At 75.5% G+C, this 18582-nt stretch carries 17 protein-coding genes; 7 read left to right on the top strand and 10 right to left on the bottom strand.

From position 1 onward, the window contains the following. The first annotated feature begins 90 nt into the window (after window positions 1-90). From OSB71_RS03255 to OSB71_RS03230, 6 genes are all read left to right on the top strand, one after another. Window positions 91-1086 carry an ABC transporter ATP-binding protein gene (locus tag OSB71_RS03255; protein WP_265944304.1) on the top strand — a complete coding sequence of 332 codons (996 nt, stop codon included), beginning with the start codon at window positions 91-93 and terminating at the stop codon, window positions 1084-1086. Next, window positions 1076-2140 carry an ABC transporter permease gene (locus OSB71_RS03250; RefSeq protein WP_265943937.1) on the top strand — a complete coding sequence of 355 codons (1065 nt, stop codon included), beginning with the start codon at window positions 1076-1078 and terminating at the stop codon, window positions 2138-2140. The genes OSB71_RS03255 and OSB71_RS03250 overlap by 11 nt, the downstream gene beginning before the upstream one ends. Continuing rightward, the gene (locus OSB71_RS03245) at window positions 2137-3054 is read left to right on the top strand and encodes an ABC transporter ATP-binding protein (protein ID WP_265943935.1); all 918 of its coding nucleotides are present in this window, start codon (window positions 2137-2139) and stop codon (window positions 3052-3054) included. Before OSB71_RS03250 ends, OSB71_RS03245 begins: the two co-directional genes overlap by 4 nt. Before the next feature lie 17 nt (window positions 3055-3071). Next, a complete protein-coding gene (locus tag OSB71_RS03240) occupies window positions 3072-3794 on the top strand; it encodes an ABC transporter permease subunit (protein WP_265943933.1) in 723 nt (240 codons plus the stop codon). A 233-nt stretch (window positions 3795-4027) separates the two neighbouring features. Further along, a complete protein-coding gene (locus OSB71_RS03235; protein WP_265943931.1) occupies window positions 4028-4894 on the top strand; it encodes an ATP nucleotide 3'-pyrophosphokinase in 867 nt (288 codons plus the stop codon). Window positions 4895-5142: 248 nt separating this feature from the next. Continuing rightward, on the top strand, window positions 5143-6579 hold the full coding sequence (locus tag OSB71_RS03230) for a dihydrolipoyl dehydrogenase family protein (RefSeq protein WP_265943930.1): 1437 nt from the start codon (window positions 5143-5145) through the stop codon (window positions 6577-6579). Window positions 6580-6591: 12 nt separating this feature from the next. Here the strand turns inward: OSB71_RS03230 and OSB71_RS03225 are convergent, their stop codons facing one another. The 10 genes from OSB71_RS03225 to OSB71_RS03180 all read right to left on the bottom strand — a co-directional run bounded on the left by OSB71_RS03225 (window position 6592) and on the right by OSB71_RS03180 (window position 17945). Next, window positions 6592-7347, bottom strand: coding sequence for an SDR family NAD(P)-dependent oxidoreductase (locus tag OSB71_RS03225; protein WP_265943928.1), 756 nt, complete (start codon window positions 7345-7347; stop codon window positions 6592-6594). A gap of 256 nt (window positions 7348-7603) precedes the next feature. Further along, window positions 7604-8410, bottom strand: coding sequence for an HAD family hydrolase (locus OSB71_RS03220; protein WP_265943926.1), 807 nt, complete (start codon window positions 8408-8410; stop codon window positions 7604-7606). Then, a complete protein-coding gene (gene serS / locus OSB71_RS03215; protein WP_265943925.1) occupies window positions 8407-9684 on the bottom strand; it encodes a serine--tRNA ligase in 1278 nt (425 codons plus the stop codon). Before serS ends, OSB71_RS03220 begins: the two co-directional genes overlap by 4 nt. 531 nt (window positions 9685-10215) lie before the next feature. Then, complete coding sequence (gene pheA, locus OSB71_RS03210; protein ID WP_265943923.1) at window positions 10216-11145, bottom strand: prephenate dehydratase; 930 nt, start codon at window positions 11143-11145, stop codon at window positions 10216-10218. A 389-nt stretch (window positions 11146-11534) separates the two neighbouring features. Continuing rightward, window positions 11535-12791 (bottom strand): iron uptake transporter deferrochelatase/peroxidase subunit, encoded by a 1257-nt coding sequence (gene efeB, locus OSB71_RS03205; RefSeq protein WP_265943921.1) that lies wholly within the window; start codon window positions 12789-12791, stop codon window positions 11535-11537. Window positions 12792-12855: 64 nt separating this feature from the next. Then, complete coding sequence (locus OSB71_RS03200) at window positions 12856-14823, bottom strand: copper resistance CopC/CopD family protein (protein WP_416237187.1); 1968 nt, start codon at window positions 14821-14823, stop codon at window positions 12856-12858. A gap of 22 nt (window positions 14824-14845) precedes the next feature. After that, window positions 14846-15361 (bottom strand): copper chaperone PCu(A)C, encoded by a 516-nt coding sequence (locus OSB71_RS03195; RefSeq protein WP_265943919.1) that lies wholly within the window; start codon window positions 15359-15361, stop codon window positions 14846-14848. Continuing rightward, on the bottom strand, window positions 15358-16044 hold the full coding sequence (locus OSB71_RS03190) for an SCO family protein (RefSeq protein WP_265943918.1): 687 nt from the start codon (window positions 16042-16044) through the stop codon (window positions 15358-15360). Before OSB71_RS03190 ends, OSB71_RS03195 begins: the two co-directional genes overlap by 4 nt. A gap of 176 nt (window positions 16045-16220) precedes the next feature. Further along, entirely contained in the window at window positions 16221-16973 is a 753-nt protein-coding gene (locus OSB71_RS03185; RefSeq protein ID WP_265944300.1) for a YcnI family protein, read from the bottom strand. A gap of 153 nt (window positions 16974-17126) precedes the next feature. Then, on the bottom strand, window positions 17127-17945 hold the full coding sequence (locus OSB71_RS03180) for a hypothetical protein (RefSeq protein WP_265943916.1): 819 nt from the start codon (window positions 17943-17945) through the stop codon (window positions 17127-17129). A gap of 186 nt (window positions 17946-18131) precedes the next feature. Between OSB71_RS03180 and OSB71_RS03175 the strand changes: the two genes are divergently transcribed. Further along, the gene (locus OSB71_RS03175) at window positions 18132-18581 is read left to right on the top strand and encodes an ATP-binding protein (protein WP_265943914.1); all 450 of its coding nucleotides are present in this window, start codon (window positions 18132-18134) and stop codon (window positions 18579-18581) included. The last annotated feature ends 1 nt before the right edge of the window (window position 18582 follow it).

The following is an 18582-nucleotide window of genomic DNA, read 5'->3' as shown; positions in this document are numbered from 1 at the left end:
CGGGTTCGTACGACCTGAGGGTGACCGCGATACAGCCGCTCGGAAGGACGCCGACGGCCCGGGGGCCCCAGTACCGTCTGCGGTGTGACTGTGATCGCGACCGAAGGACTCACCAAGCGGTATCCCCGGGTGACCGCGCTCGACCGGCTGACCGTCGACATCACACCGGGCGTCACCGGCCTGGTGGGCGCCAACGGCGCCGGGAAATCCACCCTGATCAAGATCCTGCTCGGCCTCGCCCCCGCCACCGAGGGCCGGGCCCGGGTGCTGGGGCTCGACGTGCGCACCGAGGGCCCCGCCATCAGGGAACGCGTCGGCTACATGCCCGAGCACGACTGCCTGCCGCCCGACGTCTCGGCGACGGAGTTCGTCGTCCACCTGGCCCGCATGTCGGGACTGCCGCCCACCGCGGCCCGGGAGCGCACGGCGGACACGCTGCGCCACGTCGGCCTCTACGAAGAGCGGTACCGTCCGATGGGCGGCTACTCGACGGGCATGAAGCAGCGCGTCAAGCTGGCGCAGGCGCTGGTGCACGACCCGCAGCTCGTCTTCCTCGACGAGCCCACCAACGGGCTGGACCCGGCGGGCCGCGACGAGATGCTGGGCCTGATCCGCCGGGTCCACACCGACTTCGGCATCTCGGTCCTGGTCACCTCCCACCTGCTGGGCGAGCTGGAGCGCACCTGCGACCACGTCGTCGTCATCGACGGCGGCAACCTGCTGCGGGCCTCCAGCACGGCGGACTTCACCCAGGCCACCGCGGCCCTCGCCGTGGAGGTCACCGACACCGACGAGCACCCGCACGGCACCGCCGTGCTGCGCGACCGGCTGGTGGCGGACGGGCTGACCGCCGAGTTCGCGGGCGCCGAGGGCGGCCTGCCGGGCGCGGGACACCTGCTGCTGGTGGACGTCGCCGACGAGGCCACCCACGACGCGGTCCGCGACGCCATCGCCGAACTCGGCCTGGGCCTGGTCCGCATGGAGCAGCGCCGCCACCGCATCGCCGAGGTCTTCCAGCAGCCGTCCGCACCCGCCCCCGTTCCCGCCGCGCAGCCGCAGAAGGGAGGCAGCGGCCATGCAGCCTGAGCACCAGCGTCCGGACGGGCCCACGCCCCCGCCGACCACCGAGCCGACCCCGCCGCCGAACCAGCCGGGCCCGCAAGGCCGGGACCCGCAAGACGGGCCCGACTCGCGGGGCCAGCGGGACCAGCAGTACCGGCAGGCCCCCGTCTCCGCCCCCACCGAGGGCGGCGCGCAGGGGGGCGGCGCCAGCATCCACAACATCGGCTACCGCAGCTACGAGGGCACCCGTCTCGGCCGCGGCTACGCCCGGCGATCGCTGTTCGCCCAGTCCCTGCGCGGCGGTTACGGCCTCGGCCGCTCCGCCAAGTCCAAGGTCATGCCGATGATCCTCGCGGCCGTGATGTGCGTGCCCGCGCTGATCGTCGTCGCCGTGGCCATCGCCACCTCCGACATCGTCCGCGAACTGTCGATGGACTACCGCGAGTACGCGACGTTCCTGGCCCCGGTCATCGGCCTGTACCTGGCGGCCATGGCCCCGCAGTCCGTCTCCCGCGACCTGCGTTTCCACACCGTGCCGCTCTACTTCTCCCGGCCCATCGAACGCGTGGACTACGTGCTCGCCAAGTACGCGGGCATGGCCTCGGCCCTGTTCGTCTTCACCGCCGTGCCGCTGCTCGTGCTCTACGCCGGTGCGCTCCTGGCCGAGCTGGACTTCGCCGAGCAGACGGCCGCCTTCGCCCTCGGCCTGGTCTCCGTCGCCGTGCTGTCCCTGGTCTACGCCGGCGTCGGACTCGTCGTCGCCGCGCTCACGCCGCGCCGCGGCTTCGGCGTCGCCGCGATCATCGCCGTGCTGACCATCCCCTACTTCGCCGTCAACACGGTGCAGGTCATTGCCTGGGACCAGGGCGCGACCGAGGCCGTCGGCTGGCTGGGCCTGGCCTCGCCGACGAGCCTGGTCGCCGGCTTCACCAGCGCGTTCCTCGACGGGCCCTCCAGCTTCGTGGACGGGATCGAGCCGAGCACCGGTGTCGGCTTCGTCTACCTCGTCGTCGTCCTCGCCCTCGTGGCCGGCTCCTACGCCGTCCTGATGGCCCGCTACCGGAAGGCCGGACTGTGAGCACGATCAGCATCTCCCACGTCTCACGCTGGTACGGCAACGTCGTCGCCGTCAACGACGTGACGATGGACGTCGGGCCCGGCGTCACCGGCCTGCTCGGGCCGAACGGTGCGGGCAAGTCGACCCTCATCGCCATGATGGGCGGCTTCCTCGCCCCCTCGGTGGGCACCGTCACCCTCGACGGGGCGCAGGTGTGGCGCAACGAGCAGGCCTACCGGGAGATCGGCATCGTGCCCGAGCGCGAGGCGATGTACGACTTCCTCACCGGCCGCGAGTTCGTCGTCGCCAACGCCGAGCTGCACGGACTGCCCGACCCCGGTGCCGCCGCGGCACGCGCCCTGGCCACCGTGGAGATGGAGCACGCCCAGGACCGGCGCATCGACACCTACAGCAAGGGCATGCGGCAGCGCGTGAAGATGGCCTCCGCCCTGGTGCACGAGCCGTCCGTGCTTCTGCTGGACGAGCCGTTCAACGGTATGGACCCGCGTCAGCGCATGCACCTCATGGAGCTGCTGCGCCGCATGGGCGCCGAGGGCCGCACCGTGCTGTTCTCCTCGCACATTCTGGAAGAAGTCGAGCAACTCGCCGCGCACATCGAGGTCATCGTCGCCGGGCGGCACGCCGCCAGCGGCGACTTCCGCCGCATCCGCCGGCTGATGACCGACCGGCCGCACCGCTACCTGGTGCGCTCCAGCAACGACCGTGCGCTGGCCGCGGCGCTCATCGCCGACCCCTCCACCGCGGGCATCGAGCTGGACTGGAACGAGCGCGCCCTGCGCATCCAGGCGATCGACTTCGAGCGCTTCACCCGCGAACTGCCGCGCGTCGCCCGTGAGCACCACATCCGGCTCCTGACCGTCTCCCCCTCGGACGAGTCCCTGGAGTCCGTCTTCTCCTACCTCGTCTCGGCCTAAGCCAAGGAGCCCGCGATATGTACGACCCCACCGTCGCCCGGCTCACTTACCGGGCGCTCCTGGGCCGCCGCAGGGCCCTGATCCTGTCGGCGCTGCCCGCGCTGCTGCTGGTCATCGCGATCGCCGTGCGCCTGCTGGACGCCGCCGACGACGCGGTGGCCGTGCAACTGCTGAGCAGCTTCGCGCTGGCCACCATGGTGCCGATCATCGGCGTCATCGCCGGGACGGGGGCGATCGGCCCCGAGATCGATGACGGCTCGATCGTCTACCTGCTGTCCAAGCCGCTGAAGCGGCCCACCATCATCGTGACGAAGCTGTTCGTGGCCGTCGCCGTCACCATGGCCTTCTCCGGACTGCCGATCCTGGTGGCGGGGTTCATCCTGGTCGGCGGCAGTCAGCAGATCGCGGCGGCCTTCGCCATCGCGGCCATCGTCGCCTCGATCGCCTACAGTGCGCTGTTCCTGCTCCTGGGCACGGTCACCCGGCACGCGGTGGTGTTCGGCCTGGTCTACGCGCTGCTGTGGGAGGCGCTGTTCGGCTCCTTCGTCGACGGCGCCCGCACGCTCAGCGTGCAGCAGTGGGGCCTCGCGGTGGCCGAACGCGTCGTCGGTGACGGCGTGGACGTCACCTCGGCGGTCGGACTGACCACCGCGGCCATCCTGCTCGCGGTGGTGACCGTGGCCGGCACCTGGTACGCCGGCCAGCGGCTGAAGAGGCTGGCGCTGACCGGCGAGGAGTGACCGCATCACCGGGTCGCCACCGTTTCACGTGAAACGTCGTTTCACGTGAAACGTGACCCGCCGCCAGCTCCGTCCGGCCTACCGTCCGTGACGCGTCGAGCACGTGCGCCGTTATACGCGGCGCACGTGCTCGTCCAGCGTTGGGAAGTACGCCGATGACTCCTCTGCCCACGTCCACCCCGCCCCGCCCGCACCGCTGGGTCGCCGGTCGGGCCGGTCGGACCGTCACGGGAGTGGCGCTGGCCGCCGCTCTCGGCCTGACCGCGGCTCCGTCCGCCACCGCCGCCGCCCCGGACCGCGCCCCCCTCGCCGCCGGTGCGGTGCTCGGCAAGGGCATCACCAAGCCGCTGCCCGTCGGGCCGCCGACGGGTCACATCAGCGTCCAGGCGGAGCGGGAGGCCGCGGCGGACCCCGGGCGGGCCCAGCCCCTGCCCGCCGAGGACGCCGGCTGGGCCCACGGCGACCTGCGGCTGGACGCCTCCGACAACGCCGCCGTCAACGCTTTCATGGACCAGGCGCGCAAGGCCGAACGGACCATCAGTCCCCAGATCCGCACCGTCGCGTCCTGGACGGGGGCGGAGGTCGTCGGCTTCGACCAGCGGATGAAGTCCGAGGACTCGCTGAAGCGCAAGATCGCCACCTGGCTCACCGAGGACCCGGACCAGACCGTCCACGAGGCGCTGGCCGACCTCAACGACTCCGTGCGCTACACCCTCCAGTGGGACGACGCCGAGTACACCGAGGGCGTCGAGGCGGCCGCATCCATGCTCGCCGCCTGGGACCACGAGAACGTCCGCTGGGCCAACACCTGGAAGAACCACACCGGTTACAAGGCGATCAACACGGCGTGGCGCGACCCGATGTACGCCCACGCCTACGAGATCCAGTTCCACACCCCGGCCAGCCGGGAGGCGGCGCTGGCCACCCACCCGCTCTACGAGGAGCAGCGGTTGCCGAGCACCTCGCCCGAGCGCAAGGCGGAACTGGCCGAGCAGCAGGGCCGGATCTTCGCCGCGGTGCCCGTCCCGGCGGGGGCGCGGGAGCTGACGGCGCCGGTGCCCACCCGCCCGGCCCGGGTACCGCTCGCCGCACAACGGTGACGCCCGCCGGTGCCGTGCGGCGGGCGACGCGCACCGGTACCGTGCGGCGGACGCGCGGCGGCGCCCGGACGCGCGGCGGTCCGGGAACGCGTGCCACGGTGGCGTGGGCGCCGTCGCGAGCCGGGCAGCGCGCCGGTGCCGGGTCGCGGCGCCGCCGAGGCGCGATCGGGCGCGACGGGGCGCGACGGGGCGGGACGTGCGGGGCGGAGTAACGGGCGCTGCGGCCCCGTGCCGCGCATCATGGCGGGATGGACCTCTTTGATGTGATCGTGCTCGGCGCGGGCCCGGTCGGCGAGAACGTCGCCGACCGGGCCCGCGCCGCCGGGCTGTCGGCGGCCGTCGTCGAGGGCGAGCTCGCCGGGGGCGAGTGCTCGTACTGGGCCTGCATCCCCAGCAAGGCGCTGCTGCGGCCGCCCGCCGCGCTCGCCGACGCCCGGGCGGTGGCCGGCGCCCGGGAAGCCGCCGACGGCCGGTTGGACGCGCGCGCCGTGCTGGAGCGGCGCGACACCTTCGCCGCGCACTGGGACGACGCCGGGCAGGTGCGCTGGATCGACTCCACGGGTGCGGAGTTCATCCGGGGCCACGGCCGGATCGACGGCCCCCGGCGTGTGATCGTGGAGACCCCCGGCGGGGAGCGCCGCACCCTCACCGCCACGCACGCCGTCGCCGTCTGCACCGGTACCCGGGCCACGGTGCCGCCACTGCCGGGGTTGGGCGGACCGGACGGCGTCGAGCCGTGGACCAGTCGGCAGGGCACCGCCGCGCGGGAGGTGCCGGGGCGACTGGCCGTGGTGGGCGGCGGCCCGGTCGCCGTCGAGCTGGCCACCGCCTGGCAGGCGCTCGGCTCCGCCGTCACCCTGCTCGTCCGCGGTGAGTCGGTGCTCGACCGCATGGAGCCCTTCGTCGGGGAGTACGTCCTGGACGGGCTGCGCCGCGCCGGCGTGGACGTGCGGACGAACACCGAGGCCCGGGAGGTGCGCCGCCCGCGCCCCGGGGAGCCGCTGACCCTGCCGCTGCAGGACGGCGGGGAGGTGACGGCCGACGAGGTGCTGTTCGCCACCGGACGCGCGCCGCGCACCGAGGACATCGGCCTGGACACCGTCGGCCTCGCCCCCGGGGACTGGCTGGAGGTGGACGACTCCTGCCGGGTGCGCGGGGTCAAGGGCGGCTGGCTCTACGCCGTGGGGGACGTCAACCACCGCGCGCTGCTGACGCACCAGGGCAAGTACCAGGCCCGCGTCGCCGGAGCCGCGATCGCCGCCCGCGCGGCCGGGGTCCCCTTGCTGGAGACCGACCGCTGGGGCGCGCACGCCGCGACCGCCGACTCCGCCGCCGTCCCGCAGGTCGTCTTCTCCCACCCCGAGGCCGCCGCCGTCGGTCTGACCCACGCGCAGGCGCGGGAGCGCGGCCTGCGGGTGCGGGCGGTCGACCACGACCTCGGCGCGGTCGCCGGCGCCGCGCTCCACGCCGACGACTACCGGGGCCGTGCGCGCCTGGTGGTGGACGAGGAGCGGCAGACCGTCGTCGGCGCGGCGTTCGTCGGGCCCGGCGTCAGCGAGCTGCTGCACGCGGCGACGATCGCGGTGGCCGCTGAGGTGCCGATCGAACGGCTCTGGCACGCCGTCCCCGCGTTCCCGACGATGAGCGAGATCTGGCTGCGGCTGCTGGAGGAGTACCGGGGCTGAGCCGGCGCCGTGTCACCGGCCGAGGTGCGCCCCGCCGTTCACCTGGATCACCTGGCCGGTGATGTGGCCCGCCGCGTGCGAGGCGAGCCAGCGCAGCGTCTCGGCGACGTCGCCCGGGGCGCCCGCGCGTCCGGTGAACGTCTCTCCGACCAGCCGCTCGCGTCGCTCGGCGGGCAGTCCGGAGCCGAAGAACTCCGTCGCCTCCACGTACCCCGGCGCCACCACGTTCACGGTGACGCCGCGCGGCCCCAGCTCCCGGGCCAGGTCGAACGCGTACGGGTGCAGCGCCGCCTTGCTCGCCGCGTACGCCGCCGACCCGGAGCCGCGCAGGGCCGCGAGGGAGCTGAGGAAGAGCACGCGGCCGCCCGGGGAGGCGAGCCGCGGGCGCAGGGCCTCGGTGAGCAGCACGGCCGTCAGGGTGTTGAGGCGGAAGTTCAGCGCCCAGTCGTGCTCCGCGACGGCCAGCGGGTCCTCGCGGTCCACGTCCGCCGGTTCCGGCTCCAGGCCGCCGTTGCCGCCCGCGCCGTGCACCAGGACGTCCACCGCGCCGCACTCCTCCGCCACGGTGCGGGCGACCTGCCGGGCTCCGGCGGCCGTGGCCAGGTCGGCGGGGACCGTCACCGCGTCGGGCAGCTCGGCGGCCGCCCGGGCGAGAGCGTCCGGGCGGCGGCCGACCAGGACGACCCGGGCGCCGTCGGCGGCGAAGCAGCGCGCCGTCGCCCGGCCGATCCCGCTGCCGCCACCGCTGATGACCACTGTGCGCGTCATGGACGGCAGCGTACGCCCCGACGGACGGCCGAGCGACGCCGCATCGCGGCACTGCTGCGCGGCCCTGTCGCGGGGCGCCGGCTCGGTGTGCTGCCCCGCGCTCCCGTCCCGCGCGGCCCGAGGCCGCGCGAGCCGTCGTGCGCGGCGCACCGCGCGCGGCGCACCGGGTTCGGTACCACCGCGCGCCGTCCCGCCGCGCGGAGCCGCCGTGCGTGAGCCGCCGTGCGCACGGCGGCCTGTCCGCCTCGCCTCCCGGTCAGCCGAGCAGGCGTTCGAGGACGACCGCGATGCCGTCCTCGTCGTTGGACGCCGTCACCTCGTCGGCCACGGTCAGCAGCTCCGGGTGCGCGTTGGCCATCGCCACGCCGCGCCCGGCCCAGGCGAACATCGGGGCGTCGTTGGGCATGTCACCGAAGGCGAGCGTCTCGGCGGCCTTGACGCCCAGGCGGCGGGCGGCCAGGGAGAGCCCGGTGGCCTTCGTCAGCCCGGGCGGCAGCAGCTCCACGATCCCGTGTCCGGCCACCACCACGTCCACCAGGCCGCCGGCCGCCGCGCGCGCCGCCTTGGCCAGCGCGTCGTCGGAGAGCACCGGATGCTGGACGAACACCTTGCTCAGCGGCTCGGCCCAGATCTCCGACCGGTCGGTGAACTCCCGGAAGGGCAGGACGCCGCGCATCCGGTAGCCGGGGCCGACCAGGACGTCGCCCTCCAGCCCGTCCCGGGCGGCGGCCAGCGCCAGCGGGCCGGCCTCCCGCTCGATGTGGCCGACCGCCAGCTCGGCCACCCGCCGGTCCAGCGTGACCGAGGTCAGCAGCCGGTGCTCGCCCGCGTGGTAGACCTGCCCGCCCTGGCCGCACACGGCGAGCCCGCGGTACTCCAGGGCGTCCAGCACGTGCCGGGTGCGGGAGACGGGGCGGCCGGTGACGACGAGGTGGGCGGCGCCCGCCTCGGTGGTCGCGGTGAGCGCGTCGCGGGTGCGCGGGGATACCGAGTCGTCGGTGCGCAGCAGCGTGCCGTCCAGGTCCGTCGCGACCAGGCCGTAGGGGAAGCGGGGCGCGCTCACGGGGCGACCGGCTCGAGCACCTCGCGGCCCCCGAGGTAGGGCCGCAGCACCGGTGGCACGCGCACCGAGCCGTCGGCCTGCTGGTGGTTCTCCAGCAGCGCGACGATGGTGCGCGGCACGGCGCACAGGGTGCCGTTCAGCGTGGCCAGCGGGCGCACGCGCTTGCCGTCCCGGGCGCGGACGGACAGGCGGCGGGCCTGGAACTCGTCGCAGTTGGACGCGGACGTCAGCTCGCGGTACCTGCCCTGGGTGGGGATCCATGCCTCGCAGTCGAACTTGCGCGAGGCGGACATGCCCAGGTCACCGCTGGCCACGTCGATGACGCGGAACGGCAGCTCCAGCGAGGTGAGCCACTGCTTCTCCCACTCCAGCAGCCGGGCGTGCTCCGCCTCGGACTCCTCGGGCGCGACGAAGCAGAACATCTCCACCTTGTCGAACTGGTGGACGCGGAAGATGCCGCGGGTGTCCTTGCCGTAGGACCCGGCCTCGCGGCGGAAGCAGGGCGAGAAGCCGGCGTAGCGCAGCGGCAGCCGGTCGGCCTCCACGATCTCGTCCATGTGGTAGGCGGCGAGCGGGACCTCGGAGGTGCCGACGAGGTAGTAGTCGTCCTTCTCCAAGTGGTAGACGTCCTCGGCGGCCTGGCCCAGAAAGCCGGTGCCCTCCATCGCGCGCGGCTTGACCAGGGCCGGGGTCAGCATGGGGGTGAAACCGGCCGCGGTGGCCTGCGCGATGGCGGCGTTGACCAGGGCCAGCTCCAGCAGGGCGCCGTTGCCGGTGAGGTAGTAGAAGCGCGAGCCGGAGACCTTCGCGCCCCGCTCGACGTCGATCGCGCCCAGCGCCTGCCCGAGCCGCAGGTGGTCCTTCGGCTCGAAGCCCTCGGCGGCGAAGTCCCGCACGGTGCCGAGCGTCTCGCGGACGGCGAAGTCGTCCTCGCCGCCCACGGGGACGTCCGGGTGCACCAGGTTGCCGAGCCGTAGGAGCAGGCGCTGCGCCTCGGCGGCGGCCTCGTCCTGCTCGGCGTTGGCGGCCTTGACGGCGGCCGACAGCTCTCCGGCCTTCCGCAGCAGTTCGGCCTTCTCCTCGCCCTCGGCCCGGGGGATGAGCTTGCCGAGCTGCTTCTGCTCGGAGCGCAGCTCGTCGAAGCGGACGCCGGACGACCTGCGCCGCTCGTCGGCGGCCAGGAGGGCGTCGACGACGTCGACGTCCTCTCCTCGGGCGCGCTGGGAGGCGCGCACACGGTCGGGGTCCTCACGAAGCAGACGAAGGTCAATCACCCCCCCAGGCTACCGGTGCCACGGACCCGGCCTCCCGCTGATTTCGCCCTTGCATCTCCTTTGCACCTTTTAGAGACCTTTGTTGTTTTTGGTGGTTTTGCGGCGCATGGGCGGTGGGTAATGCGTGAAGGCGGAGCAGTGGTTTATCCACAACTCACGGCGGGTCCTCGGAAATATCCACAGGGTGCTGGACAGGGCTGTGGAAAATGCCTGGTCAGCGGAGGGTCGGGTGACGCGGCGGGGGCAATACGGGCATTTCGTCACGCAAACCCGGGAGGCTTCCTCGAAAGAGCGGATTGTTTGTGACGCTCCCCACGTCCGAGTGGATCAACGGCGCCTGCTGTTGACGGTCTCGTAAGACGCCCGTACCCCGGCATCGCGCGCCGACGCCGCCCATGTCGACTTGTGCACAGGTGAAGTCTCCGGCCTGTGGATAACTTCGGGCCCTTCCGTGGACAACGCCGCACACCCCCTCCCGGACACGCCTCCGGGGCCTTTCGGCCCCGGCCCCGGCCCGCGAGCCCGGCTCGTTCAGCCCCGGCCGTCCATGCAGCGCAGCACCCAGTCCGTCGCCGCCGTGAAGTCCTCGTCGGCGGTGCCCGGCCGCAGCGTCGGACGGACCTCGTCCGCCCGCGGGTAGGAGCCGAGGAACCGCACCGTCCGGCACGCCCGCTTCAGCCCCGTCAGCACGTCCGCGATGCGCCGGTCCTGGATGTGCCCCTCGCAGTCCACCGAGAAGCAGTACCGGCCGATGCCCTCGCCCGTCGGGCGCGACTCGATGCGCATCATGCTCACCCCGCGCGAGGCGTACTCCTGGAGCAGCTCCAGCAGCGCGCCCGGGTGGTCCTCGCGCAGCCACATCACGACGGAGGTCTTGTCCGCGCCGGTCGGTGCCGGCGGCCGCGCCGGACGACCGGCCAGGACGAAGCGGGTCATCGCGTTCTCGGCGTCGTGGATGTCACCGACCAGCACGTCGAGCCCGTACGTCGACGCCGCGAACTCCCCGGCGAACGCGGCGTCGTAGCGGCCCTCGCGCACCAGGCGGGCGCCGTCCGCGTTGGAGGCGGCCGACTCCCACTGCGCGTTCGGCAGTTCCCGCGCCAGCCACTTGCGCACCTGCGGCTGCGCGACGGGGTGTCCGGTCACCGTCTTCACCTCGTCCAGCCGCGTCCCCGGGCGCACCAGCAGCGCGAACGCGATGGGCAGCAGCACCTCGCGGTAGATCATCAGCGGTTCGCCGGCCGCCAGCTCGTCGAGCGTCGCGGTGACGCCGCCCTCCACGGAGTTCTCGATCGGCACGAGGGCCCCCGCCGCCTCTCCCGCCCGCACGGCGTCCAGCGCGGCCGCCACGGAGACCATCGGGACCAGCTCGCGGGTGGCGGCCTCCGGCAGCGTCCGCAGCGCGGCCTCGGTGAAGGTGCCCTCGGGCCCGAGGAAGGTGTATCGGCTGGCAGGTGACATGCGACTCACCCTAATCCGTGCGGGGCCCGCGCCACCCCGCCGTCCCGCTGGGCGAACACGGCACGGCCGCCGGTCCCACCCGGCCCCCGCCCGGGTGTTGTGCCGTCACCGCTGCGTTCGCGGCCCCCATCTCGACCCTCCCGCCGTGCGGCCGTGCGCCCTAGCGTCCCCGGTGGCTGGCCGGGCGGGCGCTCCGGCGGGCCCGGCCGGTACCTGTCCGCCGTGGCCGGCACGCCCTGCCGGCTGCCGCGCCGCGGTGCACGTCCCGCCCGCGACGCCGGCCCTCGCCTGCCAGGCGCGGACGCCCCGGCACGGCCCGCCCCGGCGGCGCGGGCCTGACCGCCCCCGGCTCCGTCCCGCTTCGGCCCGCCCCGTGCCCGTCCCGTGGCTCAGGACTCCAGGAGGCGCTGGCCGACGTACTCGCCCTCGCGCGCCCCCGCCGGGACGGCGAAGAGCGCGCTCGCCTCGTGCCGCACGAAGCCGGACAGCGCGTCACCGCGGTCCAGCTTGCGCTGCACGGGGACGAAGGCGCGCCGCGGGTCGGCCTGCCAGGCGACGAACAGCAGCCCGGCGTCCGGGGCGCCGTCGTCGAGGAGACCGTCGTCGTAGGAGTACGAGCGGCGGAGCATGGTGGCGCCGCCGTTGGTCTCCGGCGCCGACACGCGGACGTGGGCGTCGGCGGCGACGGCCGGTTCGCCGTCGGCCGTGCGCGCCGCGAGGTCGACCGGCGTCGTCTCCGTGCCGCCGGACAGCGGCGCCCCGTCGGACTTGCGGCGCCCCATGACCCGCTCCTGCTCCGCGAGCGAGAGGCCGTCCCAGTCCGCCAGCAGCATGCGGATGCGGCGCACGACGGCGTAGGAGCCGCCCGCCATCCACGCCGGGTGCGCGCCGTCCGCGCCGGAGGCGGGGACGAAGACGTGCCGCTCGAAGTCGCCGTCCGTGGGCCTGGGGTTGTTCGTGCCGTCCACCTGGCCCATGAGGTTGCGCTGCGAACGGGGGCGCGCGGTCGCCCCCGGGGTGCGGTTGAACCCGCTCATCCGCCAGCGCACCCGCGCCGCGTCGGCGGCCTGGCGGGTCAGGACGCGCACGGCGTCGAACGCGACGAGGGCGTCGTCGGCGCCGACCTGGACCCACAGGTCGCCGTCCGAGCGGCGCCGGTCCAGCGCGTCCGCGGAGAAGTCCGGCAGCGGGGCCAGCGCGGCGGGGCGCTGCCCGGTGAGCCCGGTGCGGTCGAAGAAGGCGGCGCCGAAGCCGAAGGTGACGGTCAGCGCGGCGGGCCCGGCGTCCAGCGCGCTGCCGGTGCCGCCCCCGTCCGGGGCCCGGCCCGCCATGAGCGCCGCGGCCGCGCGGGACCAGCGGCGCAGGAGCCCCGCGGCCTCCTTGCGCCCGGCACCGGGGGCCAGATCGAAGGCGAGCAGGTGGCCGTGGGCCTGGACGGGCTGGACGATGCCGGGCTGCCGGTCCCCGTGGAAGGCGTACGCGCTCTCCCCGACGCTGTGCAGCGGCGTCGGCGGCTCCGGGCGCGTGGCGGCGTACCCGAGCGCGCCGCCCGCGCCGCCCACGGCGAGGGAGGCCGCGCCCGCCGCCCCGGCGGTGCCCAGCAGGCGGCGACGGGAGACGGGGGGCGGGGTGGGGTGGTCGTTCATCGTGTGTCCCGTGCTGGTCGGCGTTGGGTCGTGGCGGGGTCGGTGCGGGTGGGGGCGGCGGGGGTCACTCCAGCGTGACGGGGCGGGTCTCGGTCACCTGGTCGACGTCCGAGGTGCGGACGGTGAGCGCGAGCTCCCACTCGCCCGGCAGCGGCAGGTTCACCCCGGAGGCGGACCAGTGGCGGCCGGTGGCGTCGGCCGGTGCCGGTGTGACGGAGATCGGCCCGAGGTCCCGGGCGGGCAGCGTCAGCGCGACGCGGACCTCCTCGGCGGCCACGTCGGTGTAGACGTGCACCTCGTTCTCGCCCGGGCGGCCCGGCGCCAGCTCGACGTCGGCCGTGCCCCGGCCGTCCGGCCCGCCGGTGTCGAACGGCACGCTGAGCGCGACGGGTCCGGCCGGTGCCCGCTCCGAGGTCTCGGCCGCCTGGGTGCGGGCGGGCTCGGTGCCGGTCAGCGCCGTGGTGACGGCGAGCAGGACCACGGCGACGCCCGCCTCGGCCAGCACCGACCGGCGCAGCGCCGACCGGGGCACGTCCGCCTCCCGCGCGCGCCGTCGCCGCGCGGTGGCCACGGCGGCCCGCTGCCGCGCGAGCTGCGCCGCCCGCTCCGGGCCGACGCCGCCGCCGACGGCACCGGCTGGCTCCGGCTCGGCGGGCGCGGGCCCCGGCTCCGGCTCGGCACCGGCAACGCCCCCACCGGCGGCGCCCCCACCGGCGACCGCACCGACCGGCTCGGCCCCGGCGTCGGCCCCGGCGTCGGCCACCCGGGCCACCCAGCGCCGCGACAGCGCCGCGACCCCGACGAGCGCCGCGACGAGCAGCACCTTGGCGATCAGCAGCCGCCCGTACCCCGTGGACGTCAGCGCCGCGAGGGAGCCGACCTGGCGCCACGACTGGTACAGCCCGGTCACCACCAGCACCAGCACGCTGACGAGGGCCAGCCGTGAGAAGCGGGCCAGCGCCGGGCGGGGCACCGGTGGGCCCCAGCGCAGCACGGCGGCCAGGGCCGCGAGCCCGCCGAGCCACGCGGCCATGGCGAGCAGGTGCACCACGTCCACCGGGACGGCCACGCCCGTCTGGAGGCCGGTCGAGGCGTGCTCGGACAGCGCCCAGGTCGCCGCGAGGCCGGCCGCGACCACCCCGCCGCCCAGAGCCAGCCCCGCCAGCAGGTCCCGCCGGTCGGGCTCGGGGCGCGGCCGGGTGAACGTGCCGAAGAGCACGGTGACGAACAGCGCGGCGGTGGCGAGGAGCAACAGCCGGGAGACGAGCGCGGTGCCGGTCTTCGAGGCGAGCACGGCGCTCAGCCCGGCGAGGTCGAGCGCGTCGGCGAAGGAGCCGCCGACGACGTAGGGGTGGCGCAGCGCCAGCAGCGCCAGCGTGGCGGCGGTCACCGTCACCCAGCCGACGACCACCACCCGGCGCACCACCCGCACGCCGGCGCCCTCCCGCCAGCAGGCCAGCACGAACGCCGCGCCGCCCACCAGGAGCAGGAACCCGGCGTACCCGGCGTAGCGGGCCGCGTCGTAGGCGAACCCGACCGGGCCGCCCCCGACCGCCGGGGCCTCCGCGGCCAGGTCCACGCTCGTTCGCGAGGGGGCGCCGACGGAGAAGGTGAAGGCGCCGGCGATGGGGTGGCTGTCCGCCGAGACGGCCTGCCACGCCACGGTGTAGGTGCCGTCCGGGATGCCGGGGGTCAGCCGCACCGAGAAGGTGCGCGGCGCGGACTCGGTGGGCCCGCCGTCGTCCACCCGGTCGCCGTTCGGGTCCAGCACGCGCACGGCGTCGGCGCCGGAGAGGCCGACCTCCTCGGAGAAGGTGAGGGTCACCTCCTCGGGCGCCCGGTCGACGACGGCGCCCTCGGCCGGGGCCGTGCTCGTCAGCGTGGCGTGTGCGGCCGCGGGCGGGGCGGCGGCGAGCCCGGCGCCCAGCGCGGCGACGGCGAGCAGGAGCGCCAGCAGCGTGCGCGCCGCCGCCCGCCCGGCGCCTCCGGCGGCCGGCCGCGCCGGGGCGGGCGGCACCGCGGCGGCGCTCACCTGCGGGCCCGTCCGGCGGGGGTCACCCGTGGTCCCCGTGCGCACCGTGCTCCTCGCGCGTGTGCGCGGCTCCGTCGGCGGAGCCGTCCTCGCCCGGCCGGTAGGTCTTCGCCCGCACCGGCACCTGGAGGGTGAGCGGGTCGGACTTCTCGAAGTGCAGCCGCAGCGTCACGGTGTCGCCCTCGCTCGGCTTGCGGGCCAGGTCCAGGAGCATCAGGTGGTTGCCGCCGCTGCGCAGCGTCAGCTCGCCGCCCGCCGGTACCTCGAAGGACTCCACCCGCTTCATCGTGTTGTCGACGGTGCGGTGGAGCTGGACGTCGTCGGACAGCTCGCTGGTCACGGAGGTGAGCGCGTCCGCCTCGTCGCCCTCGTTGGTGAGGGTGAAGTACCCGGCGGCCACCTTCTCGGTCACCGGCTCGGGCATGTAGGCGCTGCCCTCGACGGCGGCGGGGCGCGGGCCCTGGTCGCCGCACGCGCTCAGCGCGAACGCCCCGGCGAGGGCGAGCGCGGCGGCCGCGGCGAGGCGGCGGGGGGTCACGGCAGCTCCCCCTTCACCAGCTTCGGCAGGTCCTCCGCGTAGGTGTCGGCGTTGGTGTCCTCGGTGTAGAGCACGTGCGCCTTGTCGTCCTCGGGCGAGAAGTAGAGCACCTGCGAGCCGTGCATGGACTCGATCTCGCCGTTCTCCTTCTTCACCGACGGCTCGATGCTGATGCCCAGGGTGCGGGCACCGGCCTGGATGGTGGCGAAGTCGCCGGTCAGACCCGTCGCGCCGGGGGCCGCGCCGCGCAGCCACTCGCCCAGCGACTCGGGGGTGTCGCGCTCGGGGTCGGTGGTGACGAAGACGACCTGGAGCTCCTCCTGCTCCGCCTCGCTCAGCGTGGACTCGGCGTAGGCGATGTTGCTCACCGTCGTCGGGCAGACGTCCGGGCAGTTGGTGTAGCCGAAGTAGATGAGCGTCGGCTTGCCCCGGGTCTCCTCGACGAACTCGTACGTCTCCCCGGTGGTGTCGGTGAGCACGAGGTCGGGCTTGGGGAAGGGGGTGTCCAGGACGGTGGCGCGGGCGGGCTCGCTGCCGCCGGAGACCTCGGCGGCGGGCCGCTCGCCCTCGGCGGCCGGGTCGGCCGGGCCGCCGCAGGCGGCGACGCCGGCGGCGAGCGCGGCGGTCAGGGTCAGGGCGGCCCCGGCGCGGCGGGCGCGCCGAAGCTTCGGGACGGGGTGCATGGGGCTTCCTCGGGTCGTCGAAGGCGGTGACGGGGACGGTAGGGGAGCGGGGCGCGGCGCCGGGGACGGCGCGCGGCGGCAGGCGCGGGGCGGCGGGCGGACGTGGCGCGGACGCGGGCGCGCCGGCCGGGGCCGTGGGCCCGGTGGGTCACCGGGCCCACGGCGCCGCCGCCCGGTCAGGCGGAGCGGCGGCGTCCGGCGAGCACGCCGTAGCCGATGCCGCCGAGGCCGACGGCGATGCCGACCACGGCGAGCACACGTGCCGTGGTGTCCGTGGCGTCCCCGTCGGCGTCGGCCGCGGTGTCGGCGGCCGGGTCGGCGTCCCCGCCGGCGTCCTGGTCGCCGCCCGACGCGTCGGCGCCGTCGCCCCCGTGGGAGCCGTGGCCGCCGTCCCCGGCCGCGCCCAGGTCCAGCACCGGCGCCGGGTGCTGCGGCTCCTCACCGCCCTCCTCCGGCACCTCGATCCAGCGCACGACCTCGTCGTTGTCGTAGGTCTGTACGGCCTTGAAGACCAGCCGGTCGGCGTCCTCGGGGAGCCGGCCCACCGAGACCGGGAAGCGCTGGAACGTGCCCGGCTCGATCCCGGCGTCCTGCGCCGTCCAGGTGATCTTGCTCGGGACCTCGTCGATCTGCTCGCCGTGCAGCTCGACGGGCTCCTCCAGCGTGCCCCGCTCCACGGCCACGTCCCAGCCGGGGACGGGCTCGGGCTGCGCCGAGGCCAGCGGGTGGTCGGTGGGGAGGGTGACCTCCAGCTTCACGGTGGCGGCGGTGTCCCGCTCGTTGGGGACCTTGAAGTTGACCGTCGCGTAGCCGCCGCCCGGCACGGTGGCGGGGTCGACGGTCACGTGGGCGAGGGCGGGGGCCGCCGCGGTGAAGACGGCGGCGGCACCCAGGCAGGCGGCAGCGGCGAACCGCCGCGAGGCAGACATCATGGGACGAGGCACTCCTCGAACGTCGGAGAGGGAACACGGGGTCGGGACGGAGGGGCGCGCGGCGGTCTCCGTCACCCCGGTCCCGGACTCCGGACGGAGCGCCGCGCGGCCGTCGGGGGCCGGGCGGGACCGTGGGGGCGGGCGGGGGCGTCAGGCCGCGAGCGCGCAGGCCGACGCGGGCGGGCCGCGTCGGACGACGCTGTGCCGCAGGGACCGCGGCTCGGGCGGCCCGTCCTCGTCGACCGGGCGCACGGTGGCGCGGGGTCCGCACGCGGCGCGCCCACCGGCCAGCGGGCCCAGGCAGGCCAGGGCCGACCGCAGGGCCCGCAGCAGCCCGTCCACGGCCGTCACGGCCGGGCGTACCAGGCGCCACAGCGCGGCGTCCCCGCAGCGCAGCAGCCAGCCGGCGAGGACGGCGGCCAGCAGGTGGCCCAGCAGCATGGCGGGGGACGCCAGTTCCAGCACCGCGCCCAGGCCGTCCGGCGCGGCGTGCGCGGCGTGGCCCGCGGCGCCGGGGCCGGCGCCGGGATCGACCGCGGTCGCGGAGCCGCCGAGCCCGGCGTCGGCCACCACGCGGCGCGCCCGGGCCGGGGAGATGTGCTCCGCGGAGCCGCCGGCGCACAGCAGCCCGCGCGCGAGCGCCAGCACCGCGCCGCCGTCCTCCGCCGGCGCGCCGGAGCGCGCGGGCGCGGCCGCCGCGCGGCTCTGCGCCGAGGCGAACAGCACGTGCAGGCCCGCCTGGCCGACGGCCAGCGCGGCGACGATGCCCAGTGGTGAGCGCTCCCGCCCGGCCAGCGGCAGGACGAGCACGAAGACCAGGGCGGCGGCCGCGCCGAAGGCCCAGAGGGGGACGCCCGCCCCGGCCGCGAAGACGTGCCCCGCGGCGGACAGCGCGACGCAGGCCGCGGTGAAGACCGCGGCCCGCAGCAGTCGCAGATCGGCGCTCGCGCGCACGACGGGCACGTCCATAGCGGCCACATCATCTCACCGGGACCCGCGCGGCTACCCCGGCAGGGTCCGAAAGAACCACTCCGGCGCAAGATCGGCCGAATGAGCGGTGTGCCGGGAACCACGTGCTTACTGTCCGCTTACCGGGGCAATACGTATCGGTATGTCAGGCCCCGGTTCGTCGAGCCGCAGCCAGGAGGCTGGAGCATGAGCATCTGGTGGTCTCTGCACTTGCGGCGTGAGGCGGCGAGCGTTCCGCTCGCCCGGCGTCTGCTGCTCGGTGCGATGGAGACGGCCGGGGTGGAGCCGGACGTCGCCTACGAGCTCTCCGTCGCGCTCTCCGAGGCGTGCGCCAACGCCGTCGAGCACGGCGGTGGCCCGGAGCACACCGGGGGCTACCGCGTCACGGCGTACCTGGTCGGCGACGTGTGCCGCATCGAGGTCACCGACCACGGCCCCGGCTTCACGCCGCCCGCCCAGGCCGCCGGTGCCGGTGCCGGTGCCGGTCCCACCGAAACCGAGAACGGCCGCGGCCTCTACCTCATCAGCGCGCTCACCGACCACGTCCGGGTCCACAACGGCGTCACCGACGGCGCGGTCGTCACCTTCGACAAGACGCTCAAGTGGCGGTCGGACGCGCTGCTCAAGGTCTCCTGAG

Source organism: Streptomyces marinisediminis, assembly GCF_026262575.1.
In the GTDB taxonomy this organism is placed as follows: domain Bacteria; phylum Actinomycetota; class Actinomycetes; order Streptomycetales; family Streptomycetaceae; genus Streptomyces; species Streptomyces marinisediminis.
Note: the sequence above shows the minus strand (reverse complement) of the source record. Positions and strands in the feature narration are given on the sequence as shown.

Coding starts and splice junctions, on each gene's coding strand:
- pheA (WP_265943923.1), bottom strand. CDS start 11,145: ATGTCACCTGCCAGCCGATACACCTTCCTCGGGCCCGAGGGCACCTTC.
- OSB71_RS03240 (WP_265943933.1), top strand. CDS start 3,072: ATGTACGACCCCACCGTCGCCCGGCTCACTTACCGGGCGCTCCTGGGC.
- OSB71_RS03250 (WP_265943937.1), top strand. CDS start 1,076: ATGCAGCCTGAGCACCAGCGTCCGGACGGGCCCACGCCCCCGCCGACC.
- OSB71_RS03180 (WP_265943916.1), bottom strand. CDS start 17,945: ATGGACGTGCCCGTCGTGCGCGCGAGCGCCGATCTGCGACTGCTGCGG.
- OSB71_RS03185 (WP_265944300.1), bottom strand. CDS start 16,973: ATGTCTGCCTCGCGGCGGTTCGCCGCTGCCGCCTGCCTGGGTGCCGCC.
- OSB71_RS03190 (WP_265943918.1), bottom strand. CDS start 16,044: ATGCACCCCGTCCCGAAGCTTCGGCGCGCCCGCCGCGCCGGGGCCGCC.
- OSB71_RS03225 (WP_265943928.1), bottom strand. CDS start 7,347: ATGACGCGCACAGTGGTCATCAGCGGTGGCGGCAGCGGGATCGGCCGG.
- efeB (WP_265943921.1), bottom strand. CDS start 12,791: ATGAACGACCACCCCACCCCGCCCCCCGTCTCCCGTCGCCGCCTGCTG.
- OSB71_RS03230 (WP_265943930.1), top strand. CDS start 5,143: ATGGACCTCTTTGATGTGATCGTGCTCGGCGCGGGCCCGGTCGGCGAG.
- OSB71_RS03175 (WP_265943914.1), top strand. CDS start 18,132: ATGAGCATCTGGTGGTCTCTGCACTTGCGGCGTGAGGCGGCGAGCGTT.